Origin of the sequence: Nocardioides sp. (genome assembly GCF_029937575.1) — a bacterium.
Lineage (GTDB): Bacteria > Actinomycetota > Actinomycetes > Propionibacteriales > Nocardioidaceae > Nocardioides.
This window is the reverse complement of record NZ_JAPYPS010000032.1, coordinates 13595-39392: the sequence shown is the minus strand read 5'-3', so window position 1 is coordinate 39392 and position 25798 is coordinate 13595. Positions and strand designations below refer to the sequence as shown.

Annotated in this window: 24 protein-coding genes; 7 read left to right on the top strand and 17 right to left on the bottom strand. The window is 70.9% G+C overall.

The window, feature by feature from the left end:
• Positions 1-127: 127 nt before the first annotated feature.
• Positions 128-793, bottom strand: coding sequence for a L,D-transpeptidase (locus Q1K33_RS12335; RefSeq protein ID WP_300404349.1), 666 nt, complete (start codon positions 791-793; stop codon positions 128-130).
• 76 nt (positions 794-869) lie between these two features.
• The gene (locus Q1K33_RS12330) at positions 870-1643 is read right to left on the bottom strand and encodes a ParA family protein (protein WP_300404348.1); all 774 of its coding nucleotides are present in this window, start codon (positions 1641-1643) and stop codon (positions 870-872) included.
• A gap of 95 nt (positions 1644-1738) precedes the next feature.
• On the opposite strand from Q1K33_RS12330, the gene Q1K33_RS12325 reads away from it, so the two are divergent.
• Together Q1K33_RS12325 and Q1K33_RS12320 are read left to right on the top strand one after the other, a co-directional pair.
• A complete protein-coding gene (locus tag Q1K33_RS12325) occupies positions 1739-2530 on the top strand; it encodes an SDR family oxidoreductase (RefSeq protein ID WP_300404347.1) in 792 nt (263 codons plus the stop codon).
• A 563-nt stretch (positions 2531-3093) separates the two neighbouring features.
• A complete protein-coding gene (locus tag Q1K33_RS12320; RefSeq protein WP_363319700.1) occupies positions 3094-3456 on the top strand; it encodes a Fic family protein in 363 nt (120 codons plus the stop codon).
• A gap of 423 nt (positions 3457-3879) precedes the next feature.
• Here the strand turns inward: Q1K33_RS12320 and Q1K33_RS12315 are convergent, their stop codons facing one another.
• From Q1K33_RS12315 to Q1K33_RS12305, 3 genes are read right to left on the bottom strand one after another with little or no spacing between them, the layout of a single operon-like run.
• Positions 3880-4752 carry a PHP domain-containing protein gene (locus Q1K33_RS12315; protein ID WP_300404345.1) on the bottom strand — a complete coding sequence of 291 codons (873 nt, stop codon included), beginning with the start codon at positions 4750-4752 and terminating at the stop codon, positions 3880-3882.
• 57 nt (positions 4753-4809) lie between these two features.
• Entirely contained in the window at positions 4810-5445 is a 636-nt protein-coding gene (locus Q1K33_RS12310) for a DUF6758 family protein (RefSeq protein WP_300404344.1), read from the bottom strand.
• 31 nt (positions 5446-5476) lie between these two features.
• Complete coding sequence (locus tag Q1K33_RS12305; protein WP_300404343.1) at positions 5477-6082, bottom strand: histidine phosphatase family protein; 606 nt, start codon at positions 6080-6082, stop codon at positions 5477-5479.
• Positions 6083-6093: 11 nt separating this feature from the next.
• Here Q1K33_RS12305 and Q1K33_RS12300 point away from each other — a divergent pair, with 11 nt between their 5' ends.
• From Q1K33_RS12300 to Q1K33_RS12290, 3 genes are read left to right on the top strand one after another with little or no spacing between them, the layout of a single operon-like run.
• Complete coding sequence (locus Q1K33_RS12300) at positions 6094-6699, top strand: PadR family transcriptional regulator (protein WP_300404342.1); 606 nt, start codon at positions 6094-6096, stop codon at positions 6697-6699.
• The gene (locus Q1K33_RS12295) at positions 6696-7424 is read left to right on the top strand and encodes an ABC transporter ATP-binding protein (protein ID WP_300404341.1); all 729 of its coding nucleotides are present in this window, start codon (positions 6696-6698) and stop codon (positions 7422-7424) included. The genes Q1K33_RS12300 and Q1K33_RS12295 overlap by 4 nt, the downstream gene beginning before the upstream one ends.
• Entirely contained in the window at positions 7421-10030 is a 2610-nt protein-coding gene (locus tag Q1K33_RS12290; RefSeq protein ID WP_300404340.1) for an ABC transporter permease, read from the top strand. The genes Q1K33_RS12295 and Q1K33_RS12290 overlap by 4 nt, the downstream gene beginning before the upstream one ends.
• Before the next feature lie 27 nt (positions 10031-10057).
• Here the strand turns inward: Q1K33_RS12290 and Q1K33_RS12285 are convergent, their stop codons facing one another.
• Positions 10058-10588 carry a MaoC family dehydratase gene (locus Q1K33_RS12285; RefSeq protein ID WP_300404339.1) on the bottom strand — a complete coding sequence of 177 codons (531 nt, stop codon included), beginning with the start codon at positions 10586-10588 and terminating at the stop codon, positions 10058-10060.
• Between the two features lie 58 nt (positions 10589-10646).
• A complete protein-coding gene (locus Q1K33_RS12280; protein ID WP_300404338.1) occupies positions 10647-10820 on the bottom strand; it encodes a DUF5302 domain-containing protein in 174 nt (57 codons plus the stop codon).
• 171 nt (positions 10821-10991) lie between these two features.
• Here Q1K33_RS12280 and Q1K33_RS12275 point away from each other — a divergent pair, with 171 nt between their 5' ends.
• On the top strand, positions 10992-12017 hold the full coding sequence (locus Q1K33_RS12275) for an endonuclease/exonuclease/phosphatase family protein (RefSeq protein ID WP_300404337.1): 1026 nt from the start codon (positions 10992-10994) through the stop codon (positions 12015-12017).
• A gap of 28 nt (positions 12018-12045) precedes the next feature.
• On the opposite strand, the gene Q1K33_RS12270 is transcribed toward Q1K33_RS12275, so the two are convergent.
• The 4 genes from Q1K33_RS12270 to Q1K33_RS12255 all read right to left on the bottom strand — a co-directional run bounded on the left by Q1K33_RS12270 (position 12046) and on the right by Q1K33_RS12255 (position 17676).
• The gene (locus Q1K33_RS12270) at positions 12046-13113 is read right to left on the bottom strand and encodes a hypothetical protein (protein WP_300404336.1); all 1068 of its coding nucleotides are present in this window, start codon (positions 13111-13113) and stop codon (positions 12046-12048) included.
• Positions 13114-13123: 10 nt separating this feature from the next.
• Positions 13124-14200 (bottom strand): DUF2332 domain-containing protein, encoded by a 1077-nt coding sequence (locus tag Q1K33_RS12265; RefSeq protein WP_300404351.1) that lies wholly within the window; start codon positions 14198-14200, stop codon positions 13124-13126.
• A gap of 2 nt (positions 14201-14202) precedes the next feature.
• Positions 14203-16353 carry an acyltransferase family protein gene (locus Q1K33_RS12260; RefSeq protein ID WP_300404335.1) on the bottom strand — a complete coding sequence of 717 codons (2151 nt, stop codon included), beginning with the start codon at positions 16351-16353 and terminating at the stop codon, positions 14203-14205.
• A 111-nt stretch (positions 16354-16464) separates the two neighbouring features.
• On the bottom strand, positions 16465-17676 hold the full coding sequence (locus Q1K33_RS12255) for an acyl-CoA dehydrogenase family protein (RefSeq protein WP_300404334.1): 1212 nt from the start codon (positions 17674-17676) through the stop codon (positions 16465-16467).
• Between the two features lie 197 nt (positions 17677-17873).
• Between Q1K33_RS12255 and Q1K33_RS12250 the strand changes: the two genes are divergently transcribed.
• On the top strand, positions 17874-18992 hold the full coding sequence (locus tag Q1K33_RS12250) for a hypothetical protein (RefSeq protein ID WP_300404333.1): 1119 nt from the start codon (positions 17874-17876) through the stop codon (positions 18990-18992).
• Here Q1K33_RS12250 and Q1K33_RS12245 read toward each other — a convergent pair.
• The 6 genes from Q1K33_RS12245 to Q1K33_RS12220 all read right to left on the bottom strand — a co-directional run bounded on the left by Q1K33_RS12245 (position 18989) and on the right by Q1K33_RS12220 (position 25789).
• Positions 18989-20101: a hypothetical protein gene (locus tag Q1K33_RS12245; protein ID WP_300404332.1), complete on the bottom strand. Its 1113-nt coding sequence runs from the start codon at positions 20099-20101 to the stop codon at positions 18989-18991. The two genes, Q1K33_RS12250 and Q1K33_RS12245, sit on opposite strands and share 4 nt — an antisense overlap.
• Positions 20102-20105: 4 nt before the next feature.
• Complete coding sequence (locus Q1K33_RS12240; RefSeq protein ID WP_300404331.1) at positions 20106-20309, bottom strand: DUF6752 domain-containing protein; 204 nt, start codon at positions 20307-20309, stop codon at positions 20106-20108.
• 46 nt (positions 20310-20355) lie between these two features.
• Complete coding sequence (locus tag Q1K33_RS12235; protein WP_300404330.1) at positions 20356-21915, bottom strand: hypothetical protein; 1560 nt, start codon at positions 21913-21915, stop codon at positions 20356-20358.
• Between the two features lie 54 nt (positions 21916-21969).
• Positions 21970-23349, bottom strand: a complete 1380-nt coding sequence (locus tag Q1K33_RS12230) for an endonuclease/exonuclease/phosphatase family protein (protein WP_300404329.1) — start codon at positions 23347-23349, stop codon at positions 21970-21972.
• Positions 23350-23484: 135 nt separating this feature from the next.
• Positions 23485-24642 (bottom strand): endonuclease/exonuclease/phosphatase family protein, encoded by a 1158-nt coding sequence (locus Q1K33_RS12225; protein ID WP_300404327.1) that lies wholly within the window; start codon positions 24640-24642, stop codon positions 23485-23487.
• Between the two features lie 40 nt (positions 24643-24682).
• Positions 24683-25789: a hypothetical protein gene (locus tag Q1K33_RS12220; RefSeq protein WP_300404325.1), complete on the bottom strand. Its 1107-nt coding sequence runs from the start codon at positions 25787-25789 to the stop codon at positions 24683-24685.
• Positions 25790-25798 lie beyond the last annotated feature (9 nt).

Genomic DNA, 25798 nt, shown 5'->3' with positions numbered 1-25798 from the left:
GATCCTTGACGGCGAGACCCGGTCGACTACGCGCGCGGGCGCCACCAACCCCGAGGGGCAGGTCGACAACGCACGCCGGCGCCCCACCATCCCGAAGGCCGGCCGGCCCCGACCCGAAGAGCAACCCTCAGACCACGACGACCGTCGTCCCGATCGGCGCGAAGGCCCACATCCGCTTGGCGTCCTTCGTCTTCTGGCGGATGCAGCCGTGTGACTGCTCGGTGCCGAGCTGGGCCTTGGTCTGCACCGGCTCACCGTCGTCGATCGGGATGGTGTGGAAGCCGATGGCGGCTCCCGATGGTCCGCGCGTGAAGCGGACGAACCACTTCATCGTGCCGGAGTCGTCGATGCCGTAGGCGTCCTCCGAGCGCGAGAACACGTCGTACGTGCCGGGCTGAAGGTTGTCGGTCAGGCTGCCGGAGACCAGGTAGGTGCGCAGCACCGTGTCGCCAGCATCGACGAGCCAGACTCGCTGCTCGCTCTCGCTGAACACCACCCGACGCCCCTGTCCGGACGAATCCGGCACCGCCGGGTCCTCCACCACCGGCTCGACCGACACCTCAGCCTCTACAGGCGCGGCTGGTTCCTCCGGCTCAGCCACCTGCTGCGAGGCGTCGCTGTCGGTGCTGTCGTCGGCCGGCGTCGGTGCGGGCTGAGGCTCCGCGCCCGTGCGCCCGACCGGGTCCAGGGCGACCTCGCTCGCCGAGCTGGCGCCGGTGCCCGGGTCGTCGGCTGCCGATGGCAGCACGCCGAGGCCGCCGAGCAGTCCCACCGCGGTAGTCGTGAGCGACACCCCGAGCACCGCCATCCGCCCGTACCGCGGGCGGTACCGAGGCGGTGGTTCGGCTCTGTGCCTGCTCATCGTGGATTCAGACCGCCGCTCGCTTGACCAGGTTGGCCGCGACCGCACGGTAGGCGACGGCGCCCTTGCTGGTGCGGCTCGTCTTCAGGATCGATCGCCCGGCGGCGGGCGCCTCGGCGAACTTGATCGTCTTCGGGATCGGGGGCTCGATGACGTCGAGCTCGTAGGTCTCCGAGATGGTCTCCAGCACCGTGCGGGCGTGGGTCGTGCGCCCGTCGTACAGCGTGGGCAGGACGCCCCACACCGCGAGACCGCGGTTGGTGAAGCGGCGTACGTCGTGCACCGTGTCGAGCAGCTGGCCCACGCCACGGTGCGAGAGCGTCTCGCACTGCAGCGGGATCAGGACCCCGTCGGCCGCGGTGAGGGCGGCGACGGTCAGCACGCCCAAGGAGGGAGGGCAGTCGAGCAGGATCCAGTCGAAGTGGACGTCCTTCTCGGCGAGGTCCTCGACGAGGCTGCGGATGACGTGCTCACGCCCCGTGCGGGTCAGCAGGTCGGCCTCGGCCCGGGCGAGCTCGATGGTGGCGGGCATCAGGGAGACACCGTCGTCGGTCTCGACGATGACCTCGGTGGGGTCGAGGCCCTTGGTCAGCACGTGATGGACCGAGAGCTCGAGGTCCTCGGGATCGATGCCCAGGGAGAACGTCAGGCAGGCCTGCGGGTCGAGGTCGACGAGCAGCACGGAGTGCCCGAGCTCGGCGAGCGCCGCCCCGATGGAGGCAACGCTCGTGGTCTTGGCGACGCCGCCCTTCTGGTTGGCGATCGCGAGGGTGGTGGTCATCGGGACCCATCATGCCGGACGCACCCCACCGGAGGTGGCACGGCGCAGGTGAGTCTCGGATCGTGGTGTCGCGACCGGGTGGTTGACTCGTCGCCATGGCTGCTTCCTTCGACTCCCCCGCCGCCGGCACCCGCCCCGGGACCGCCCTGATCACCGGCGCCACCGCCGGCATCGGTCACGCCTTCGCCCAGCACCTCGCCCGCCGCGGCCACGACCTCGTGCTCGTCGCGCGTGACACCGCCCGCCTCGAGGAGGTCGCCGCCCAGCTCCGCAGCAGTCATGCCGTGGCCGTCGAGGTCATCACCGCCGACCTGGTCCAGGCCGACCAGCTCGCCGAGGTCGAGGCGCGACTGGCCGATCGCGAACGGCCCGTCGAGCTGCTGGTCAACAATGCCGGCTTCGGGCTCAAGGAGCGCTTCCTCGACAACCCGGTCGCGGCCGAGCACGCCATGCTCGACGTCCTGGTCACCGCCGTGCTCCGGCTCACCCACGCCGCGCTCGGCCCGATGACCGAGCGCGGCAGCGGCGGGATCATCAATGTCTCCAGCGTGGCGGCCTTCCTCCCCCGCGGCACCTACGCAGCCGCCAAGGCCTGGGTCAACAGCTTCACCGAGTGGGCGGCCAACGAGTACCGCGCGCGGGGGGTGACGGTGATGGCACTGTGCCCGGGCTTCACCAAGACCGAGTTCCACGAGCGGATGGACCTCACCCGCGGCACGGGCTTCCTGTGGCTCGACGTCGACTTCCTCGTCGAGAAGGCCCTCGCCGACTTCGACAAGGGCCGCATCTACTCGATCCCCGGCGCGCAGTACAAGACGATCGTGGGGCTCACCCGGCTCGTGCCCAACCGCGCGTTGCAGACGTTGCAGTCGATGGGGCGGAAGTAGGGAGCGCTGGACCATGTGATGGGCGCTGGGGGTCGCTGCCTGGAAGCGGTCGCTGGCGACGGTCCGACCCGCCCGCCAGCCGCGCGGATGGTGCATCAGTGAGCGGACGGGCTCTTCCTGCTCGGGACATTTGTGCTCCGTGTTCGGACGTACGCAATTCAGAAAGTTCGCGGCAGTTCCGCCTGGCTGCGCTGGGCCCGAGCCGCCGAGTGGCGCTTGCGTGCGTCCGAGGACGCGCGTCGACGGCGGATCTGCCGACGCGGCTCATCATCGGCATGACCGCGCGGATCGCGGCAGACCCGGCGCCGCAGCGCACGCGAACTGCGGGACACGCGCGTGATACCACTGCGGTATCATCGCAGTGTGGCCATGACTTTGCGACTGACTCCAGAGGATGAGCAGCTCCTCGCCGCCTTGGCGGACGCAGAGGGGGTGAGCCGGCACGAGGCGACACTTCGTGCGATCCGCGAGGCGGCAACACGCCATGCGCGTGGGGCCCAGGTGGCCGAGTTGTCGGCCCGCGCACGCGAGCGATACGCAGACGTGCTCGAACGCCTCGGCCGTTGACGGTCCTGCTCACCGTCGAGGATCTACTCGCCCTCGTGAGAGACCTCGACGTCGGACCGGTGCGCGACCTCGGACTGCTCGACTCCTCGGCTCATCGCCCTGGGGCGGTCCTCTACGGAGAAGAGGCCTACCCAGACCTGGACGACAAGGCAGCAGCCCTGCTCGACTCCCTCGTCGGCAACCATGCCTTGATCGACCGCAACAAGCGACTGGGCTGGCTCGCTGCCGTCGTCTTCTACGGCCTCAACGGCGTCGACCTCGACGCACCAGATGACTCGGCCTATGAGCTGGTGATGTCCGTAGCGGGGAGGGAGCCGTCCATCGACGAGATCGCCTCAACCCTTGCCCGGTGGCACTGACCGCACTACCCGCGGCATGAGCGAACGTTGCCCGCCAGGGTCGTGTGCCTGAGACCGGTCCATGCACCGGGCTGGGGCACACGACCCCATGCCGCGGGGAGGAGGAGGAGCGTCTCGCGAAGCGCCCCAGCTCGGCCACGTCCGCAACTCAAGCAGATCCGGACGCATCGCCACGTCTCGGACCGCGATCAGGCAGGAATGGACAGCAGCTCGTCGTCTAGGTGCGCGTGGGGTAGGTCTGGCCGGTGGCGTGGGCTTGGTGGTGGTGGAAGGGGCACAGGAGTACGGCGTCGGTGGTGCTGGTGTGCCCGCCGTCGACATCCGGCGCTGTGGACGATCGGTGGGTATGGCGCGGCATCCCGATACGCGATCTCGTTGCTCGGCCCGACTACTTGATGACCGAGCGGACAGTGGCCCCGGCCATCAACCGGGCCGCACGACCTCCGGCGTACGTCGTCCGGACGCCGCCGCGGCGGCAGCGGCGGCAAGCTCCATGAGCCGCGCGTACTCGGCCGGGGCAGTCGTGTGGCAGCCCAGCTCGTGGTTGCTCTTGCCGAGGCCGTGGTGGTCGCTGGAGCCGGTGACGACCAGGTCGAGCTCGCGGGCGACCGCGCGCAACTCCTCGCGCACGTCGGGTGACGTGTGGTCCTGGTGGTCGACCTCGACACCGCTCAACCCGGCATCACGCAGTCGGGCGATCTCCGAGGCCGGCAGGTCGCCGCGGCGCCCCCGCCCCCACGGGTGGGCGAGCACGGTCACTCCCCCGGCGTCGGTGACCAGGCGGATCGTGGCCGTGAGGTCGGCGGCGTACCGGTTGACGTAGCCGGGACGACCGGGGTTGAGGTACTGCTCGAAGGCCTCGTCACGCGTCGCGACGACTCCCTGACGCACCAGGGCGTCGGCGACGTGGGGGCGCCCAGGCACCGGGGCCGCGATCTCGTCCATCGACACCTCGATGCCGGCGCGGCCCAGCGCCTCGACCATCGCCGGGGCCCGGGAGCTGCGCCCCTCGACGATCCGGTCGAGCTCGGCCCGCAGCCCGACGTGCGTGGGATCGGGGAGGTAGGCGAGCAGGTGCACCCCGTGATGGCGGTGCTTGGTGCTGATCTCGATCCCGCGGACCAGCTCGATGCCGACTCGCCGAGCGGCCTCGACGGCTTCGTCCCAGCCACCCGTCCCGTCGTGGTCGGTGATCGCGACGACGTCCAGCCCGGCGGCCTTGGCTGCGGTGACCAGCTCCGTCGGCGTCTGGGTGCCGTCGCTGGCCAGGGAGTGGGTGTGGAGGTCGATGCGCACGGGTGCAGTCTCCCGTACGGCGCCGACCCGAGCCGCCCGTGAGCGACGCGGCGGGACTCACCAGGGCGGCGCGGGCCCCCCGAACGGCAGGTCCACCAGGTGCGGACCGGACTGCGCGGCGTCGCGCAGGATCCAGTCGTCGCGGAGCAGGAGCACCGCCGAGGCCGGTCGGAGCACCAGCCAGATCCAGCGGCCAGCCGCCTCCCCGGCGACCACCGAGCGGTCCCACTCGCCGTCCGCGCCGCTCACCGACACCGGCCACAACGGCACGACCTGGCGCTCGATCCGCACCCGGACCGCGGGCTGACCGGCATGCACGTCGGCGCCGGGGTCGGGCGCCCCCGTCCCGGCGATCCTGGCTCCCAGCCCGACACCGGGTTCCTCGGTGACCACCAGGACGTCGACCGGTCCGTCGAGCGCGCTGGTCCCCGAGCAGCAGGTCATCGTCGCCGAGGACTTCTCGGGCTCCGCGCCGACGCAAGCGAAGTCGGTCACCTGCCAGCCCGGGCTCAACGGCCACGGCAAGTAGGTCGGTACGGCGGTCGAGGCGCGCAGGTGGTCGGCGAAGGCGTCGTACGACACCTCCTTCGGACGCCACAGCGGTTCGACCCGACCGTGGTCGAGGCACTCCCACCCGGCCGCCGACCGGATCACCGGCGACGCGCATCGTGGGCAGCCGACCTTCAGGGACATAGAGCCACCGTCACGGGGCGAGGACGTGCCGTCAAGAGTTCCAGCGCAGCAGCACCGGTGTCTCGCGCTCGTAGCCGAGCACCGAGATCGTGGCGGTGTCGAGACGGAACAGGCGCCCGTCGCTCACCGGGAGACCCAGCCAGCGCGCCGCGAGGGCCCGCAGCGAGTGGCCGTGGGCGAACGCGAGGGTCGGCCCCTCCTGCTCCCGGGCACGTGCGACGACCCGGTCCAACCGAGCAGCGACCTGGTCGGCCGACTCGCCACCGGGAGACGCGTGCGTCCACACCGACCAGCCAGGCACCTGCTCGCGGATCTGGGGCGTGGTGAGGCCCTCGTAGTCGCCGTAGGCCCACTCCACGAGGTCCTCATCGACGACCGCGTCGGCGAATCCCCCCAAGGCCGCCGTACGGCGTGCCCGCTCGCGCGGGCTGGTCAGCACCAGCGCCGGACCGACGGCGGCAAGCCGCGGCGCCAACGCGCGAGCGTCCTCCTCGGCGTCGGGGAGCAACGGCAGGTCGGTGACCGAGGTGTGCCGCCCGGAGCGGCTCCACTCGGTCGGGCCATGACGGACGATCCAGAGCTCAGCAGACACGCCGATCAACCTAGCGAACTTGCTCGGCACATACTCGGTATGCATACTCGGTATCCATGAGCATCCCGCACGGCCTCCTGGCTCTCCTCGACCAGCGCCCGATGTACGGCTACCAGCTGCGCGCCGAGTTCGAGCGGGCCACCGGCGCCACCTGGCCGCTGAACATCGGGCAGGTCTACACGACCCTGACCCGGCTCGAGCGGGACGGGCAGGTCGTCGGGCAGGCCACCGACGAGGAGGGCCGCCAGCGCTACGAGATCACCGCCGTGGGGCGCGAGACGCTGCGCACGTGGTTCACCGACCCCGTCACCCTGGGCGACCGCCCCCGGGACGAGCTGGCGATCAAGCTGGCCCTCGCAGCACTCTCCCCCGGGCTCGACGTCCAGGCCGTGGTGCAGAACCAGCGCGTCGCCACGATGCAGCGCTTGCAGGAGCTGACCCGCCTCAAGCGCGACGCGCCGACCCCGTCGGCCGAGGACCTCGCCTGGACCCTGGTCCTGGACAACCTGCGCTACATGGCCGAGGCAGAGCTGCGCTGGCTCGACCACTGCGAGGGCGCCCTGGCCCGGGTGCGACCGCCCACGGCTCCTCCCACCAGCGACCCCGACCCCGATGCCGCCAGCGACCTGGCTACCGACCCCACCCAGGAGAGCCTCCGATGACCACCACCCGCGCGCTGTCCCTGCTCGGGGTCGACCGCATCCACGGCGCCGGCAACTCGGCGGTGCACGCCCTGCGCGGCCTGACCATCGAGGTCGCCGCCGGCGAGCTCGTCGCGGTGATGGGTCCCAGCGGCTCCGGCAAGTCGACGCTGCTCAACCTCGCCGGCGGTCTCGACCGCGCGACGGCGGGCCAGGTGCTCGTCGACGGCGTCGAGCTCGGCGAGCTCGACGCCAAGGCCCTGGCCCGGCTGCGCCGGCACAAGGTCGGCTACGTCTTCCAGGACTTCAACCTGATCCCGTCCCTGACGGCCGCCGAGAACGTCGCCCTCCCGCTCGAGCTGGACGGCGTCCGCTCCCGCCCCGCGCGGCAACGTGCCCTGCTCGCACTGGACGAGGTCGGTCTCGAGGACCTCGCCGACCGGCTCCCCCAGGACATGTCGGGTGGCCAGCAGCAGCGCGTCGCGATCGCGCGCGCCGTCGTCGGCGAGCGCTCCCTGATCCTGGCCGACGAGCCCACCGGTGCCCTGGACTCCGAGACCGGTGAGCAGGTGATGCGCCTGCTCCGGGCTCGCTGCGCCCAGGGCGTCGCCGCGCTGCTCGTCACCCACGACGCCGGGCACGCGGCCTGGGCCGACCGGGTGGTGTTCCTGCGCGACGGTGCGGCCCTCGACGACACCGGCAGCGCCAGCGGACCCGAGTCGCTGCTGCCCGAGACAGCCAGGTGAGCCCCGCTGCCCGCTGGGCACGCTGGCGCCCCGCGCTGCGGATGGCGCGGCGCGACGTGCGTGCGCACAAGGCACGCAGCACGATCGTCACCCTGCTCGTCGCACTCCCGATCGCCGCCGCGGTGACCATCTCGACCGTCGCGGCCACCACCAGCTACTACTCCAGCAACTCGTTGTACGAGAGCCACGGGTCGGCGGACGTCGCCCTCGAGGTCACGCCGTGGCCGTCGGTCCGTACGTCGTTCGAGGACGAGGGCCGCTACGTGCTGTGGCGTCAGACGCGCGGGCTGACCAAGGATGACCGCCGTCGCCCACTCGCCGTCGACGTGACACCACTGCTGCCCAGCGGCTCGACGACGACCTTGACGGGCTACGTCACCGTGCCCCTCACGACCGGAGGCACGTTGTACGGGCAGGTCCTCGACCTCGACTCCGACCTGACCCGGGGTCTCGGCGGCCTCGCCGCAGGTCGCGCGCCGTCCGCGCCCGACGAGGTCGCGGTCTCCGAGCTCGTGGCCGACGAGCTCGGGCTGACCGGCCCCGACGGGTCGCTGCGCACCGACGCGGTACTCCCGCTGCGCGGCGACGCCGGCGACCTGCGCGTGGTCGGCCTCGCCGAGACGACCACCTCGTACGACGACATCGTGGTCGTCGTCCCTCCTGAGTCACGTCTGGTCGGCACCGGGATCGGAGACGACCTGCGCGGTGACATCGACAGCGCCACGTATCTGGTGGACCTTCCCGCGATGACGCGGGACGAGCTGCAGGCACTGGAGAGCAGCCTCGCCGCCGCAGGCGTCTCGACCTGGGTCCGCGACGCTGCGCTGCACCCTGACGCCTGGGACCTGGATCGCCCGATCGCCTCGCCGGTCGACGGGACCGCTGTCGCCGTCGGAGCGCTCGTGATCGGGCTCGGTCTCGTGGAGGTCCTGGTCCTCGTCGGCTCCGCGTTCGCCGTCGGCGCCCGTCGCCAGAGCCGCACGCTCGGGCTGTTGATGTCCTCGGGCGGCACCCCGGCCGACGTACGGCGCACGGTCCTGGCTCAGGGCCTCTGCATCGGGGCGATCGCCACCCTCACCGGTCTCCTCCTCGGGGCAGGAGCGCTCATGGCCGGCCGGGACGTGTGGGGTCGTGTGGTGGACGCCCGGCTCTTCGACTACGACGTGTCGCCCGGCGGCGTGGCCGCGATCGCCGTCCTCGGGTTCGCCTCGGCCGTGCTCGCCGCCGCCATCCCCGCCTGGGGAGTCGGCCGGATGACGGCCTCGCAGGCGCTGGACGGGCACATCGCGCTCCAGCAGCGACGCACGGGTCAGGGCCCGTCGCGGTTGCGCGCCCCCGCACTGGCGATGGTGAGCCTCGGCCTCCTCGGCGTGCTGGCCTGCGGCTTCTGGATCGCCCGCACCTGGGCCGGCGACCCGATCGCGCCCTCGTCCCTCCCCGTCGCCCTGGCTGCGCTGTTCGCCCTCGTCCTCCTCGTCGGCACAGCTCTCGGACTACCGCTCCTCGTGACCTGGAGCAGCCGGTTCACCAGCAGGGGCTGGCTGCCGTGGCGACTCGCGACGAGGGATGCCTCGCGCAACCGCGGACGCACCACGGCCGCGGTGCTCGCGATCGGCATCGTCACCGCCGGTGCGGTCTTCGCCGGCTTCGGGGTGTCCGCCGCCAATGCCTACGCCGACACCGACGGCACGTCCTCGCAGGAGCTGCCCCCCGACGCTGCGGAGATCTACCTCAGCCCGCGCGAGGCCAAGGACCCGCAGATCCTTGCTTCCCTCACCAGGACCGTCACCGACGTCCTCGGAGCGGACGCGGTCACGATGTCCTCCGCGGCCTCGAAGGACGGCAAGCGCGTCCTCGACCGCGGACGCAGTCAGGCCCAGGTGGTCGACGACGCGTGGCTGGAGATCCAAGGCGTTCCTGAAGGGGCCCGCTCAGCCTTCGCCGAGGGCGCGGCCGTGGTCACGCAGAGCGGCCTGGTGCGCAACGGCGAGGTCGAGTTGCGCACGCCCGGACGGTCGGGCGCGACCCTGGCGAGCGTGCCCGCCGTCGAGGTCGACCTGGGCCGGGACACCCTTCGGACGTGGATGCCCGCCTCCACGGCCGAGGAGCTGGACCTGGTCCTCCGTCCCACCGGCACCCTGCTCGCCCACGCCGACGACCTCGACCAGGCGGGAGTCGACCGGCTGTCGATCTACGGCATCTTCGCGCAGGTCGAGTACGACGGGGCTCCCTCGCCCCTCCTGGTCTACGCGGGAGCAGCAGGCACCCTCGCCCTCACCGCCCTGGTGGTGGGGATGATCGTCGCCCTGTCGGCCTCCGAGGGCCGCAGTGACGCAGCGACCCTCGCCGCGGTGGGCGCCCCGCCGTGGACCCGGCGCGCGATGAGCGCCGCGCACGCGACGTACGTCGGTGGTCTCGGCTCTGGGGTGGGACTGCTCCTGGGCGCAGCGGTCGGCGCCACGACGCTCCAGGTCGTCGGCACGAGTGGGACCCCGGTCCCCTGGGGCGGGCTCGCGATCCTGGTGGTGGGCGTGCCCGTCCTGTGCGCAGCCGTCGGCTGGGCGGTCACGCCGACGCGCCTGGCACTCACCCGCAGAGCCGGGTGAGCACCAGGTGAGCCGCGGGCAGGGACCTCAGGCCTGCGGGCCCGCCCAGTTCTTGTCCGGCTGCGGGACCGGTCGTCCCGGCTGCTCGCCGCCGCGCTCGGTGAGGTAGGAGTTCTTCGGCACCATCACCTTGCGACGGAAGATGCACACGACCTTGCCGTCCTGGTTGTAGCCGATCGTCTCGACGTAGACGACGCCCCGGTCGTCCTTGCTCTTCGACTCGGTCTTCTCCAGCACGGTCGTCTCGCCGTAGAGGGTGTCGCCGTGGAAGGTCGGCGCGACGTGGCGCAGCGACTCGACCTCGAGGTTGGCGATCGCCTTGCCGGAGACGTCGGCGACCGACATGCCGAGCAGGATCGAGTAGACGTAGTTGCCCACCACGACGTTCTTCTTGAACTGCGTGGTCTCCTCGGCGTAGTTGGTGTCCAGGTGCAGCGGGTGGTGGTTCATCGTCAGCAGGCAGAACAAGTGGTCGTCGTACTCGGTGACCGTCTTGCCTGGCCAGTGCTTGTAGGTCGCGCCGACCTCGAACTCCTCGTAGCTACGACCGAACTGCATGACGACTCCTCTGCTGATGTACGACGGTGCTGGGCGTCCTACATCTTGGCAGGCAGGCTCAGGACCCTCCGCCTCCGGCCTTGCGACGATGCATCTTGGGAGCACCGTCGAGGACTTCGGAGCCGTGCGCCTTCTCGTGGAGCGGCCCGTCCTCGTGGACGCCCTTCTCCTTGGTGTTCTTGCGATCGAGAGCCTCGCGCATCTTCGCCTTCAGGTCGTCGTTCTGGGCCATGGGGTCCTCCTGATCTCGACGGGGCGAGCGGCAACCGCCCGCACACCCAGCCTCGCACCGGTCCGCGCGGGCGTCGAGCGACTTTCGCCTCCCATCTGGTGCCTGGCCCTAGACTCGCCCTGTCCCGGTCACGACCGGGTGGAGACCACTGACGCTCTCGAGAGGTGATGCGTGCGCCGTCGCAGCCTTCCGGGCGACCCGACCCTGCTGCTGGTGCTCGGGCTGGTGCTCGTGGTCGCCGCGATCCTGGTCGTCCGCGGCGAGGGCGGGGGTCCCGACGACGCGGCCTCGTCCATCGCGGGCACCCAGGACGACGGCGCCGCGGCGACGTCGCCCGCTCCCGCACCGGCGCCGACCGACCAGTCCGGCGACAAGAAGGGCAAGAAGCGCAACCCCGGCACCCCGCCACGCCTGGACATCAAGCAGCAGGGCAAGAAGCAGTGCGTCGCGGCCGGGGCCGACACCGACATCACGGTGGTCTCCTACAACATCAAGTCCGGTCACCTCGCCGGCTCGCTGTCCCAGATCGCCCAGACCCTGCGCGCCAGCGGCGCCGACGTCGTCTTCATGCAGGAGGTCGACCAACGACGCTTCGCGTCGGGTCGCGTCGACCAACCGGCCTTCTTCGCCGATGCCCTCGACGTGTCCTACGCCTACGGCAAGAACGCGCCGTACGCCGGAGGGGGCGGCATCGGCAACCTGATCCTGTCGCGCTTCCCGCTCACCGAGGTGTCCAACAGCCTGCTGCCGCGTCCGCCGGGCACCGTGCAGCGCGGCCTCCAGCACGCCGTGATCGACATCGACGGCACCGAGGTCAGCCTCTACAACACCCACCTGCAGAACGCGAACGAGCCGGCCAGGATCCTCCAGGTGGCCGCGATCAACCGGCTGGTCGCCGACGACCCGCGTCCGCGTGTCCTGGGTGGCGACATGAACGCGCCACCCGGCTCCGCGCCGATGAACACGCTGACGACGCGGTGGGACGACACCTGGCTGGCTGCCGGGTCGGGCGGCGGCAGGACGGCTCCGGCCGGCGCCCCGCGGGCTCGGATCGACTACCTCCTTCACGCAGGAGAGGGCCTGACCCCCCTGGCGGCCGACGTCCTGCCGATCAGGCTCTCCGACCATCGCGCCGTGCGCGCGGCCTATGCCCTGACGGACCCGCGGGACCCGATCTGCTTCCAGAAGCTCGGCTGACGGCGCCGGTCGGCCGCAGGCCGCACCGCTACTCGGACTCCTCCGACACCGCGGAGTCCCCGCGCTTGGCGGGCTTCTCCTGCTCGCTGATCAGACCCGCAAGGGCAGCGATCGCCGCCTCCGCCACCTGCTGGTCGGGTACGTCGGCCGGTCGCACGCCGGCCACGGCGACCGGGTCGAGGTCGGACCAGTCGCCGATGAGCCGCACACCCGTGTCCCGCAAGGAGGCCACGGTCTCCCGGGTCTGGGTGACCACCCACTCCTCCACGGGCAGGCCCAGGCTCGGCTCCTCACCTCGTCGCGCGGCGAGCACCGTCTTGGCCAGGAACCGCTTGCGCAGTCGGAAGCTCGCTTTGGACGTCACCCCGTCGTCGCCCAGCACCTCGTTGAGGCGTCGCAGCGCCAGGATCGAGGCGAGACCCAGGGACTCGTTGGCGCTGCGCACCACGGGATCGGACCCGAAGTCGATGCCGGTGGCCTCACCGAAGCGCCGAGCCAGCTCGGAGCGGTCGGCTCCCGGCTGTGGGACGGTGACCAGCGAGATCCGATCGATCCCCACGACGGAGGCCCACTCGTCCACCAGGCGTACGACGTTCTGCTGGCGCCAGAAGCTCCCGGCCGCCGACCCACGGTCGTGGACGCCCTCACCCCGCCCGGGGGCCTCGGCCGCCACGGCTGCGTGGTACTCCTCCCAGGACCAGGTGCGGCCGTTCTGCACCGTCTCCTGCCACATCGACACGAGCGTGCGGTTGAGGTCACGCACGGTGAAGACGACGTCGACGTCGCCGCCGAGCTCGCGCACGATGCGCGCGTCACGCTTGGGCTTGGCGGGTCCGAGGAACTCCATGGAGATGATGGACGGGCCCGGGTGCGCCGCGATCGAGGCGAGCATCCGCTCCCATCCCTGGCGGCGCTTGTCGGCCACCCCGATGGCCTGCTGGATCGCGCGCGACTGATGGCCCCAGGCGGCGCCGGGGACCAGCACGCCGGAGGCCGCGAGGCGCTCCTTCTCGGCGAAGATGAGCTTCTGCAGGTAGCTGGTGCCCGACTTCATCGTCCCGACGTGCAAGATGACGCGATCGCTCCGGGCCTCCATGGCGTGAACCCTACCCATCGGAGCCGGTCGACCGGCTGGGGCCTTCCCACGTCGTCGGGATGCCGTGGCCGCGCGAGGTGGCCAGGATCTGACGGGTGCCTGCGGGCCAGGACTCCAGCACCACCAGGAACTCGTGGTCGCTCTCCGGCGTGCGCCGGGTCGGCTCGAGGAACACGTGCGCGAAGGGGGCCTCCTGGCTCGCCGCGGCTGCCAGCCGGTCGATCCCCTGGCGCACGTGCCGCTGCTCGGATCGGTCGAGGTACTGCCACATCACCGAGTGCCACAGCACCGTGAGGCAGCCGCTCGAGAGCCGCAAGCCGTCGACCATCTCGCCCGCGCCGGCACGACGTACCTCCACGGGGGTCCGACCAGCCAGCGCCAGGGCGCCGCGCAGCCGTTCGTGCCGCTCCCTCTGGTCGGGCCAGACGTAGGCCGTCAGGGCAAGGCGTCCCTCGGTCGTGGTGACGTCGACGGGCATCACGTCGCTGCCGACGCGTTCGACCACCCGCGGCCAGGGCGCGTCGACGGGCACCTCGCCGACCCAGGCGCCGTCGAGGGTGACCGGCGAGTCGTGCGGCCCGGCGCTGCGTCCGTCATCGTGCAGGTAGCGGTACGTGTCGGCCAGGAGGTTCAGCCCACCTGACGATCCGAGCTCCACCAGCCGGATCGGCAGGTCGCCCATGACCTCGGTCAGGGCGAGCAGCCCGACCATCAGCGCTCCGGATCGCCCGACCTCGTTGGTCTGCGGGGGACGGTCCAGCCACTCGCGCACAGCCTCGCGCTCGGTCGCCAAGAGCTCCTTGAAGGCAGCCCAGCCACCGTCGGTCTCCCAGGTGCCCCCGACGCTCGGGTAGTACGCCGCCAACTCCCCAGCGCGCCGCTCGAGGACCAACCGGTGCAACGAACCAGCGAGCCGCAGGGCGAGGCCCGAGGGCCCGGAGATGGCCTCGTAGCCGGCCAGCACGTCGCGCGTCGGCCCGCCCCTGTCGAGGTCGTCGGCCAGCCGCGTGAGCAGGTCGGCATACATGGGGGATCCCAGGGAGCCGCAGGCGCGCGCCTGCTCCCGGAAGCTGTCGGCCAGACCCATGCTCACGGGTCCCCCAGCCCCAGCTCCTCGGCCAGTGGTTCCGCGAGCGTGCGGGCGTACTCGGTCGTCATGTGTTGGCTGTCGCGCATCGTGACGTAGTTGCCGACGACCGAGGGGCACTGCTGCTGGTAGCAGAACCACTTCTCGGCATCGACCACGGTGACCCCGATCTCGCGAGCCACGTCGGCGAAGCCCCGCTGATAGCGGCGGGCCTCCGGCCCCGCCTCGAAGAGGCAGCCGCCCAGGTCGGCCACGCCGCTGGACAGACAGACTCCCGGCTCACGTGGCAGCTTGGGGGTGTTGGCGAGCAGCGCGACGTCCGGCCCGAGGCCCTGCAGCAACTCCAGCTCGCGACGCATGCCGTCGAGCTGCACGGCGCGGAACTCCTTGGGCTTGGTGAAGCCGATCGCGCTGGTCCCGTCGAGGCCGACGACCTTCGGCAGGGCCGCCGAGGAGACCAGCACGAGGTCCGGCTGGAGCTCGGCGACCGTGGCGAGCGTCCACTCCTTGAAGTCGTTGCACTCCGGCCACTCGCGCTTGGTCTCCGGGTCGAGGCGCTCGGCCTGGCTGGCCGGGCACCCGCTGTAGACGAAGTTGTAGGCCGTGTAGCCGTACCGCTCCCCCATCAGGTTGGTGGCCGGGGTCCAGGCCCGCGCGTGGGAGTCGCCGATGACCACCAGCGAACGCTCGGCATCGGTGTCGCCCACCGGGCACAGCTCCTGAGTGCCGGTGCGGTAGTCGCACGCGCCCAGGGGTGCGGTGTCCTGCCGGATGCCGAGCAGCGGGGGTACCAGCCTGCCCGGCACCGGTCGTCCGTCGAGGGCGGCCAGCACGGACGCCTGCACCAGGGCACGCACCGGGTCGTCGCTGAGCTGCTCGGGCCCGCCCTCGTAGTCGGCCGAGGTGATGGCGGGATTGTCGTCGTTGATCCCGAGACGACGGTCCACCCAGCCGTTGCCGGCGACCAGCGCCAGCAGGAGGACCCCGACGCTGGCCGGGTAGAGCGCCACGGCCACCCGCGGCAGCCGCCACCAGCGTCCGCGCCGGAAGGGCTGCTCGACGAGGTGGAAGGTGAGCGCGCTGAGCCCCACGATCGCCACCAGCGCCGCAACCAGGTGCAGGGGCGACAGGGTCCGCTCGCCCCAGTGGGCGCCGGCGATCCGCAGGACCGGGAAGTGCCAGAGGTACAGGGAGAACGACCAGTCGCCGACGATCCGGGCCGGGGGCAACGAGAGCAGGCGGGCCACGCCGGTGCGCTCGCCACCGGGCAGGGCGCCCACGCCCAGCACCAGGGCGGCTCCGACCACGGGCAGCAGCGCGGCGTGACCGGGGAACGCGGTCCGCGGGCTGAGCAGCAGGACGCCCGAGGCGATGCCCAGCACCCCCAGGACCGCGGCCGACTCCAGGAGCCAGCGTGGCAGCGTGCGACGTACGGGGACGGAGAAGGCGACCGCGAGCACGGCGCCGAGCCCTAGCTCCCAGCCGCGGGTGAAGGTGGAGAAGTAGGCCGTCGCCGGGGAGTCGTACGTCGCCCAGATCGACCACGCGAAGGAGGCGAGGGTGAGCAGTCCCAACGTGCCCAGGGCCAGGGGACGCAGCGAGGCGGCCGACCCCCGGGCGACCCGTCGTCGGACGACCAGGGCCAGGACGAGGAGAAGGAGCGGCCAGACGACGTAGAACTGCTCCTCGACGGCCAGCGACCAGTAGTGCTGCAGCGGCGAGACCGGCTGGTCGGTGGCGAAGTAGTCGGTCTCGACGACCGCGAAACGCACGTTGGCCGCGAAGAACGCCGCCCAGATGGCGTCGGTGAAGATCTCGGTGGTCCGCAGCACCGGCAGGAAGATCGCCGACGCCGCCACGGTCGCGACCAGCACGACAGTGGCCGCGGGGATAATCCTTCGCGCCCGGCGCGCGTAGAAGTCCAGCAGCGAGATCCGGCCGGTCGTGCCGGCCTCGCGCACCAGCAGCCCGGTGATCAGGAATCCGGAGATCACGAAGAAGACGTCGACCCCGACGAAGCCCCCCTCGAAGCCGGCGAACCTGGCGTGGGCGGCGATCACCAGGAGTACGGCGACCGCCCGCAGCCCCTGGACGTCACCACGGAACCCGGCCCCTGGCCGGGTCCCCAACGACCCTCGGGACACCTCACTCATCGCGACTCATCGCGCGCAGCCCCTCCTTCATTCGGACCGCATCGATGGTCGCACACGGAACGCACAGGATCGGGTACCGAGCGACCGGACTCGGTGGGCGTGCGGCGGACGTCAGCCCTTGAGGGCGTACTCCTTGAGCATCGAGCGGCCGATGATCATCTTCTGGATGTCGGCGGTGCCCTCACCGATGAGCATGAAAGCGGCCTCGCGGTAGAGGCGCTCGATCTCGTACTCCTTGGAGTACCCGTAGCCGCCGTGGATCCGGAACGACGCCTCGACGACCTCGTTGCAGTACTCGGCGGCCAGGTACTTGGCCATCCCGGCCTCGACGTCGTTGCGCTGGCCCTTGTCCTTGAGCCGCGCGGCCTTGACCATCATGGCGTGCGCGGCCTCGACCTTGGTCGCCATCTCGGCCAGACGGAACAGGATCGCCTGGTGCTCGGAGATCGGCTTGCCGAACGTCTCACGCTGCTGGGAGTAGGCGATGCCGAGCTCGAAGGCACGGTTGGCGATCCCGCAGGCGCGCGCGGCGACGTTGACGCGGCCGACCTCGACGCCGTCCATCATCTGGTAGAAGCCCTTGCCGGCCTCACCGCCCAGGATCTGCTCGGCGGCGATCTGGTGGCCCTCGAAGATCGCCTCGGTGGTGTCGACGCCCTTGTAGCCCATCTTGTCGATCTTGCCCGGGATCGTCAGCCCCGGCGCGGTCTCGCCGAAGCCGGACTCCTTCTCCACCAGGAAGGTCGTCATGTTCTTGTAGACGCTCTCGGCGCCCTCGTCGGTCTTGACCAGCACCGCGATCAGGTTGGACGAGCCACCGTTGGTCAGCCACATCTTCTGACCGTCGATGGTGTAGCCACCGGCCCCCTCCCCCTCAGAGACCTTGACCGCCTTGGTCTTGATCGCCGACACATCCGAGCCCAGGCCCGGCTCCGACATCGAGAACGAGCCCCGGATCTCACCGGTCGCCATCTTCGGCAGGTACTTCTTCTTCTGCTCCTCGGTGCCGTGCTGCATGATCATGTACGCCACGATGAAGTGGGTGTTGATCACGCCCGAGACGCTCATCCACCCGCGCGCGATCTCCTCCACGCACAGCGCGTAGGTCAGCAGCGACTCGCCCAGGCCGTCGTACTCCTCGGGGATCATCAACCCGAAGACGCCGAGCTCCTTGAGGCCGTCGACGATCTCCTGCGGGTACTCGTCGGCATGCTCGAGCTCGGTGGCCACCGGGAGGATCTTCTCCTCCGTGAAGGTGCGCACCGCCTTGAGGATCTGCTGCTGATCCTCGGTCAGTCCCTCGGTCTCGCACAGTCGGGTCATCTTCGAGCTCCTCTGGTCATGGGCGGGCGTGACTTTTGCGGCACGGTGCTCGCGCGTCGGCTAACTATGCCTACCGTCCGAGGTTACCGCCGAGTAGTAAACACCCTTTGGTACGCCCAGGGACCGGTCCTGCCCCTCTCGATCACACCGCCGCCCCACCGCTGCCCGTCGACGCTCGGGTCTGAGACACTGCGGCCATGACGCGTCGTTGCTTCCTGCACGTCGGAAGCCCCAAGACGGGCACGTCGTACCTGCAGAGTGTCCTGTGGCAGTCGCAGACCGCCCTCGCCGCCCAGGGCATCACCCTGCCGCTACGTCGTCCCGACCACTTCTTCCTCACCCTCCAGCTGCGTGGGCGGTTCAACCCGCAGGTCGACCCTCCCCGAGCCGCCGGCGTCCTCGACCGGCTCGACGCCGCCCTGGCCCGCAGCGAAGGCGACGTCCTGATCACCCACGAGCTGCTCTCGGTGGTGCCGCAGCGCAAGATCGACGCGTTCCTGGCTCGCCTGGCCGACTTCGAGGTCCACGTCGTCGTGACCACCCGGTCCCTGGACCGTCAGCTGCCCTCGGAGTGGCAGCAGTTCGTCAAGACCCGCCACACCGGCAGCTACGCGACGTTCCTGGACTGGGTGCGCTCGAACCCCGACCACCGCTTCTGGCGGGGCCAGGACTTCGCCGCCATCGCCGGCCGGTGGGGTGGCTCCCTGCCGCCGTCGCGGGTGCACGTCGTGACGGTGCCGCCCAGCGGAGCGGGACCCGACGAGCTGCTGCGGCGCTTCTGCTCGGTCCTCGACGTGGACGCGGCAGAGCTGGACGCCGACGTGGAGCGCGACAACGCCTCGATCGGCTACGAGCAGGCCGAGCTGCTGCGCCGGATCAACGAGACGCTCGGCAAGCGACTGCGCGCCAACCGCGCGGCGTACGCCAAGACCGTGAAGTTCTGGTTCGCCGAGCAGGTGCTGGCCACCCAGACCGGGCAGCGCCTCGTCCTGCCGGACTCCCACCGGGACTGGTGCGACGAGATCTCGCGCGACCAGGTCGACCGCATCGCAGCGGCCGGCTACGACGTCGTCGGAGACCTCTCCGACCTGCTGCCGGCGTGGTCGCAACGACCCACCCCCGAGCTCGCCGCCGACGACGGGCTCCTGCTCGAGGCCGCCTTGGAGGCGATGGCCGACATGCTGGTGCAGCGCAACGCCGACCTCGCGCTCATCCGCAAGCTGCGCCAGGACCTGCGCCGCACCCGCAAGATCACCCGATCTGCCAGCACCGTCGGGGCCCGTGCCCGAGCCGCCCTGCGGCGCTTGCGCGGCTAGCGGCGGATCCGGGACACGATCCTGTCCCGGAGACGCGGGGCCGTCGTCGACGTTCCTGGCGCGGTGCCGGGTGCGCTGCGCAACGCGCGGCGGCGGTCCATCTCGTCCCCGACGACGACGGCCAGGGCCTTGGTGGCCACAGCGCTCACCTCGGCCTCCGACGGCTCGGTCGAGGCGGCCGCGAAGCTCTCCTCCCCCGGCTGCAGGTCAGCCAGGTCACCGACCACCCGGAAGCCCTGAGCCCGGACGTAGTCGATGTGGGACTGCGAGACCCGCTGGGTCCACTCCCGGCGTCGCTCGGGGATCCGGATCCGGTCGCCGTCCTGCCTGGCCAGGATCTGGGTCGACAGGTAGCGCTTGCCCACGTCGCCGTACACGTCGCGCTTGCGATGGGTCGGCGCCAGCTCCTCGTTGACCCGGCGCAGCACCTCGGCACCGACGTGCTTGAGGCCTTCGTTCTTGCGTACGACGTCGCGGTCGAGCGGGGCGGGCTCGACGCCGATCACCTCGCAGAACCGTTCGAGCAGGAGGGTGGGGTCGCTCCCCTCCGGCGGGACCGTGACCACGTGGATCCGCTCGATCGGCACGTGACGGCTCCACGTGCTGAGCAGCCGTGGCACGTCCTTCTGGCGCCAGAGGTGGTGGCCGGGCTTGTCCTCGTGGCGCCGCAGCTTGTCGAGGTAGTCGTCGAAGCGATAGCTGGCACCGGCCTTGAGCGACTCCTGCCAGGCAGAGGGGATCTGCCGGGCGAGGTCGCGCAGCGTCACCACCACGTGCACCTCCCGCTCACCGCAGGCACCGAGCAACCGCGCGATCTGCTCGTCGGTGGCCGGAGCGAGTGACTCCTCACTGACCAGGGCCGTCGGGGCGTCGGTGCCGGCCAGGGCCGCGGCGAAGTGGTCGACCGACTCAGCGACCTCCGGGGGGTCGAAGGCGGGCCGGATCCGCCCTCGGACGTCGAGCATCAGCCAGAACATCCGTCGTTTGGTGGCCGGGACCACCGCGACTCCCTGCTCGGCGAGCTGGGCGACGGACTGGAAGATGATGCCCTGCAGGTAGGACGTGCCGGTCTTCTGCAGCCCGACGTGGATGAAGATGCGTCCGGACATCCGGTCAGAGACTCTGGTGGTAGCGCTCGAGGATCTCGAGTGCCTCGTCGGAGTCGCCGCGCACCAGAGGCACCAGGAGCTCGGTGACCAGGTCGGTCAGCTCCGCCACCCGCAGACTCGTCTGGCGGCACTCCTGGACTTCCTCCTCGAGCGCCGCGACGCGGCGCTTGAGAGTCAGCGGGGAGACCGAGAGCAGCTTCTCGCTCACCGTGCGGATCCGCCCGGGTACCTCGTCGTCCTCGATCAACGTGCTCTCACCGCTCCCTGTGGCTCGACCTGCGCTCAGGCCATTCGGCGACGATACGACACAACGTCGACGCCCGGTCCGCAGGGCTGGCCGGGCGCTCCTCGCAGTAGACGATGCGGGCACCGGACGTCGCCAGCTCCGCCTCCACGACCTCCCGCGGCAGCTCACCGACGTTGTTCTCCTCGTGGTAGCCGTCCTCCCCCTGCTTGCACATGAACATCAGGTAGAGCCGACCCTGGCCGTCGTGCAGCATCCCCGACGCCGTGCGCAGCAGCGCGGCCCGGCCGGCGGCGGAGGTGGTGTCGGCGACGTGACGCGCCAGGATCACGCGGGGCCCCGGCAGCAGCGCGCCTCTCACGACGGCCACCGCGACGTGACGGTTCTCCAGGAGGTTGAACGTCTGGAAGTCGGGTCCGGTGCCCGGCTCCCACTCGCGTGCCTGGTGACGGAAGTAGAAGCGGCTCTGCTCCAGGGCCAGGGTCGGGATGCCACGTTCGGCGACGTAGGAGGCGTCCCGCCCGCGGCCGCACCCGATGTCGATGAAGGCGCCCATGTCGGGCTCGCGGCCCACGATCCAGCGAACGAGCTCGGTCGGCCTGCGGCGACGCCCGAACGGGCCCGACAGGTAGAGCCTGTCCCACGTCGAGCGCCCCACTCGAGTCCCGCGGAACCACCCGTTGAGCCTCCGGGAGGTGCTCGTCGGCGTCTCGAAGTGGAAGGCGGGGTCGGGCGTGCGCCACGACTCGCCGTACGTCGCGACCAGGAGGCGGTCGGGGTCGGCCGGGACCGGGAACTGGCGTCCCTCCAGGGTGGCGGTGGTCAGCGGCCAGATCCACTCCCGCTCGAAGGGCGTGCGGATCTCTCCGAGCAGGTGGAGCTGCCCGTCGCGCAGGAAGCCTCCGAACAGGTCGAGGCCGCGCACCGCTCCGTCAGGCTCGATGACGTCCACCTTGATGGCCGCCCCGGAGTAGCGCACGACCTTGTAGCCCCGCTGCTGCAGCGCGCGCTGCAGCGCGAAGCTCTCGATGACGACGTCGGCGGGGTCGCTGTAGGCCGAGACGTAGCCGAGGTCGGCATCGCTGTCGTGCCCGATCAGCTTGCCGTCGCGCACTGCGCCCAGCAAGGTGCCGTAGGTGAGGAAGGCCTCGATCCCCGACTCGGCCACCACCTCGATGACCTCGTCGATGGAGTCCAGCAGCGGTTGGACGGCGTCGTCGCTGCGACCCTCGAACGTCTCGACCCGGCGGAAGTACTTGTCCAGCGCAATCGGACGCCCCCGACCGTTGACGATGGCGATGGGCTCCTGCGAGGCCCCGAAGCTCACCTGCTCCTGGAAGAGGACGTGGTCGTCGCCGTGCTCGACGACGGTGATCTCCGCGCGACCGTCGAGGAAGTCCTCGAGCGTCTCCGGCCACGGCACGACCTGGTCGAGACCCTGGCGGCGCCCGTCACGCTGCAACCAGAACGACCAGATGCGACGGCCGTCGAAGGAGACGTCGAGGATGGCTTCCTGGCGGGACCTGGCCCGCACGCCCTCGGCGTCGACGCGTACCCGGGACACAGACATCCGTGCACCTTATCCGTCCGGACCCGGGCGGCAGGTGCCGGTCGTCCTCCCGCGTCAGAGGTCGGCGACCCGTCGCGCGAGGGCCCCGGCTTCGCGCACCTCTGCCACGCCGGACGTCATGCTCAGCTGGGTCACGCGCTCGATGACGGACGACGTCAGCAACCTCTCCACGTCGTAGCGGGTGGTCCAGGCACCGGTGGCGTCGCCGGTCAGCATCAGGCTCTTGGGCGGCTGGGCAGCCGCCCACGCCTGCGCGCACACCTTGCGGCAGCGGCGCAGCCACGTGGCGTCCTGACCCGAGGCCTTCAGCTGCTTGCGGAGCTTGCGCTCCACGTCGGTGAGCGGCTTGCGCACGAGCGAGATCCGTACGGCGACGCCCCGCTCGGCAGCCTTGCGCAGGGTCGAGCGCAGCGCGAACAGGTCCAGCTTGGTCGTCACCACCCGGACCGCTCCCCCGGGCTCGACGCGCTTGATCCCGCGCTTGATGGCGCGCAGCACCGAGAGTCGCTCCGCCGCGTCGCCGTCCGGGTTGCTGCGCACGAGCGTCGACTCCGACTCGAGGTCGTCGGCCCACGACAGGCCTGCGACGACGGCGTCGTGGTCGGACTTCAGCTCCACGGGGTAGTGCCGGTCGACGACCAGCTCCTCGCTGCCCTGGTGGTAGACGTAGTCGATCGTCGATCCGTGGTGGTCGCCGGTGGGGAAGTAGTTGCCCAGCGTGTCGAAGGTGGGCGTGAGTCCGTGGGGCTCGAGCAGGTCTCGCGGGTAGCGGCCGCTCGTGTAGTGGACGTTGAAGTCGCCCCCCACGAGCACCGGGCCCGCGGCGCTGAGCGTGTCGGTCAGCGCCACCAGGCGCTTGATGGAGCGACGCAGCAGGTCGGGCATCCCGTTGACGAGAGGGGCCACGTGCGCCGAGACCACCGACACCACGCGGCCGTCGATGCCTTGCAGGGTCACCCAGTTGACGAACCGACGACCCAGCTCGACCTGGCGCCCGGGCGGCTTGCCGCGCCAGTTGGAGATCCGGTGCACGCCGTGGTCGATGGGGGTCCATCGATCGGTGCGCCAGGCCACGGGCGTCTCGGCCTTGAAGCGGTTGCTCGTGTCACGCCAGATGTCGTAGCCGTCGGGGGCCATCACCGCGTCGGAGCGGTAGTGCGTCTCGTTGTAGGTGACGAAGTCGGGCTGCAGCGCGAGGACCTTCGCGACGTCCTTCTGGAAGTTCTCCACGCTCAGGCCGGTGTAGATGTTGGCCTGGACCATCGTGATGTCGCTCAGCGCAGGCTCAGGCGGCACGCCGGGCTCCTCGGCACCGGCCGGCGCGACCCCGGCCGGGATGGCGAGCAGCGTTGCCGCCAGGGCGCCCGCGAGTGCGCGCCCGACCCATCCGGTCCCGCATCGACGAGCGCTGCTGGGTAGGGCTCGAGCAGGCATGGGGAAGCTCCTAGATGCGCATGATTCCGGGGATGTGGCGATGAGCCACAGGAATCACACCACCCCCATCAGTCACACGCAACACACTCGAGCGAACTACAAATCTGTAATTCCTCGAGCCCTTCCGACCTCGGATCAGCCGAAGCTGGCGACGGCGCTGATGAAGAAGTGGTCGCTGATCCGGCTGGTCACCGGAGTCGTGTCGCGGCGGTAGTTGCTCCAGGACACGCCACTGCCCACGACCCAGTCGACCGGGATCGGACCCGGCGGCGGACGGCACCCGCCGCTGTAGCTGCCGCCGTTGGGGGCGGACATCCCGGCCTTGGGCACGACGTTGCAGTAGAAGATCTCGCGGTCGTTCATGTCGCCGGTGACCAGCACCGGCAGACCGGACTTCTTGAGGTTGTTGACCACCGAGACCAGGGCCGCCTGGCCCTGGCGCCGCTCGGTGAGGTAGCGACCCCCGTGTGCGGACGGGTGGGTGTTGACCACGTAGAACTCGCGACCGGTGGTCCGGTCACGCAGGCGCAGGATGGGCTGCGGCCGTGGTCGCCCCATGAAGGGGATGGTGAAGCGCTCCCCGCTCACGAACTCGAAGCGCTTGGCGTCGTAGAGGATCGAGTTGTCGGTCTCCGCCACTCCCCACTGGAACCCCGGGAACGCCGCGAGGCCGGTGCGCGACTGCACGGCTCGGAGCTGGTCGTCCTGCAGCTCCTGGGTGCCGACGATGTCGACCCCGTGCGCTGCGATCCGGTTGACCGCACCTCCTGACCGGACCGAGGCGGGCGGGAAGTTCTTCCGGGTGCCACCGGGACCGGTGTGCTGGCTCCCGAGCACGTTGAACGAACCGATGGTCACCGAGAACGGAGCGTTGGCGGCCGCCTCCTGCTTCTCGGCCCGCTTCTCGGCGAGCGCGGCCAGGCGACCCAGCTCTTCGCTGCGCTTCTCGACGGTCGTCTCCAGCAGCTGCTCGACCTTGGCCTGCCTCTTCTCCTGCTTCGCGGTCGGGTCGGAGGCCGACTCGACAGTCGACGTCGACTCGCCCTCGTCGCCCTCGTCGCCCGCGTCGCCCTCTGACGTCTCCTGCTCGACGGGTGCGTCGACGTCCTCGCTCACGTCGAGCACCGAAGGGGCGACCGCGGTGAGGTCGGCGACCGTGGTGTCGGCGCTGTCGTTCGAGATCTGCGCCACGGCCACCGAGCCTGCGCTCATCGCTATCGCGAGACCGCCCACGAGCGCGGCCATGCGCTTGCGGGTCCCGGAGCGTTGCCCTCGGTGGGCGTTGTCAGGCATCGGGTCATGGTAACCCGACGACGGGTGGGGGCGAGGATCCTCACGTCCGGCGCAGGCGCGAGCGCAGTCGCGAGCGCCAGCCAGCCGCGGCCGATCTCAGCCGAGAGTCGGCAGAGCTGGCCGCTGCGCGGCGTTCCTGGCGCAGGGTGCGGACGTCGCCGAGCAGCGTGGCCGCCAGGTCGAGCGCCACCTCGGCCACCTCCTCATCGGTGACCGACGCCGGCGTACGACGTGCGTCCAGCGTGTCGGGCACGAGCAGGTCCTTGAGCGAGCCGACCACGTCGAAGGGCTGCGTCCCGAGGTAGGCGACCGCCTCCTCACCGCGGCGGCGACAGTCCTCGATCTGGTCGGGCTCGGGCCAGAAGCGCTCCCCTCCGCGCGGGACGAGCCGTTGGTCGGCGAGGAACGAACGGATGAAGACGCCTCGGTCGAGCGCACTGCGGAACTCGTCGAGCCTCCCGTTGAGGCGTCGCAGCGTCTCGGCCTCGGTGACCCCCATCGAGGAGTTGGGGAAGGAGCCCGACAGGTCCAGCCCGGCGGTCTCGAAGCCGACCACGGCGGCGAAGCGCTGCCATACGTCGTCACGCGCGGCCGTCGGGTCCAGGGCGATGACGTGGATCCGCTCGGGCGGCACGGCAGTGCTCCACCGCTCCAGCACGAGCCGGAGGTCGAGGGAGCGCCAGTTCCAGATGGCCGTCGCGCTGCGCGACTCGTGCCGGCCGTAGTCCACCATCGGCGTCGTCGCGCCGTTCTTCAGGCTCTCCTGCCAGCTGGCGGCGAAGAGCCCGAGGGGCTCTCGGGCGGTCACCACCAGGTGCACCGGCGACGGGGCCAGCGCCTCCACCATGGCGGCCGCCTGCTTGCGCGAGGCGGCGGCGAAGAACTCGTGACTGATCAGGCCCACACCGTCACTGGCTGCCAGCTCGGTCAGGACCCGGTCCCACGCTCCCCGGTGGTGCTCGGGCGCCCGCAGCTGAGCCGGATCCTCGCGCACCGTGCGCGATGCCCACAGGTGGTCTCGTCGCTCGACACCGGGGACCACCACGCCGCGGCGGCGCAGCTCGTCCCGGTTGGTCCAGACGATGGTCTGCAGGTAGGAGGTCGCCGTCTTGGGCAACCCGATGTGGACCAGGACCCGCTCAACCACGTGCCCGCT

What these genes read in the sequence shown, in the direction of transcription:
- Q1K33_RS12330 (WP_300404348.1), bottom strand. Translation starts at nt 1,643, where the DNA reads ATGACCACCACCCTCGCGATCGCCAACCAGAAGGGCGGCGTCGCCAAG.
- Q1K33_RS12325 (WP_300404347.1), top strand. Translation starts at nt 1,739, where the DNA reads ATGGCTGCTTCCTTCGACTCCCCCGCCGCCGGCACCCGCCCCGGGACC.
- Q1K33_RS12310 (WP_300404344.1), bottom strand. Translation starts at nt 5,445, where the DNA reads ATGTCCCTGAAGGTCGGCTGCCCACGATGCGCGTCGCCGGTGATCCGG.
- Q1K33_RS12305 (WP_300404343.1), bottom strand. Translation starts at nt 6,082, where the DNA reads ATGCATACCGAGTATGTGCCGAGCAAGTTCGCTAGGTTGATCGGCGTG.
- Q1K33_RS12300 (WP_300404342.1), top strand. Translation starts at nt 6,094, where the DNA reads ATGAGCATCCCGCACGGCCTCCTGGCTCTCCTCGACCAGCGCCCGATG.
- Q1K33_RS12295 (WP_300404341.1), top strand. Translation starts at nt 6,696, where the DNA reads ATGACCACCACCCGCGCGCTGTCCCTGCTCGGGGTCGACCGCATCCAC.
- Q1K33_RS12285 (WP_300404339.1), bottom strand. Translation starts at nt 10,588, where the DNA reads ATGCAGTTCGGTCGTAGCTACGAGGAGTTCGAGGTCGGCGCGACCTAC.
- Q1K33_RS12280 (WP_300404338.1), bottom strand. Translation starts at nt 10,820, where the DNA reads ATGGCCCAGAACGACGACCTGAAGGCGAAGATGCGCGAGGCTCTCGAT.
- Q1K33_RS12270 (WP_300404336.1), bottom strand. Translation starts at nt 13,113, where the DNA reads ATGGAGGCCCGGAGCGATCGCGTCATCTTGCACGTCGGGACGATGAAG.
- Q1K33_RS12265 (WP_300404351.1), bottom strand. Translation starts at nt 14,200, where the DNA reads ATGGGTCTGGCCGACAGCTTCCGGGAGCAGGCGCGCGCCTGCGGCTCC.
- Q1K33_RS12260 (WP_300404335.1), bottom strand. Translation starts at nt 16,353, where the DNA reads ATGAGTGAGGTGTCCCGAGGGTCGTTGGGGACCCGGCCAGGGGCCGGG.
- Q1K33_RS12255 (WP_300404334.1), bottom strand. Translation starts at nt 17,676, where the DNA reads ATGACCCGACTGTGCGAGACCGAGGGACTGACCGAGGATCAGCAGCAG.
- Q1K33_RS12250 (WP_300404333.1), top strand. Translation starts at nt 17,874, where the DNA reads ATGACGCGTCGTTGCTTCCTGCACGTCGGAAGCCCCAAGACGGGCACG.
- Q1K33_RS12245 (WP_300404332.1), bottom strand. Translation starts at nt 20,101, where the DNA reads ATGTCCGGACGCATCTTCATCCACGTCGGGCTGCAGAAGACCGGCACG.
- Q1K33_RS12235 (WP_300404330.1), bottom strand. Translation starts at nt 21,915, where the DNA reads ATGTCTGTGTCCCGGGTACGCGTCGACGCCGAGGGCGTGCGGGCCAGG.
- Q1K33_RS12230 (WP_300404329.1), bottom strand. Translation starts at nt 23,349, where the DNA reads ATGCCTGCTCGAGCCCTACCCAGCAGCGCTCGTCGATGCGGGACCGGA.
- Q1K33_RS12225 (WP_300404327.1), bottom strand. Translation starts at nt 24,642, where the DNA reads ATGCCTGACAACGCCCACCGAGGGCAACGCTCCGGGACCCGCAAGCGC.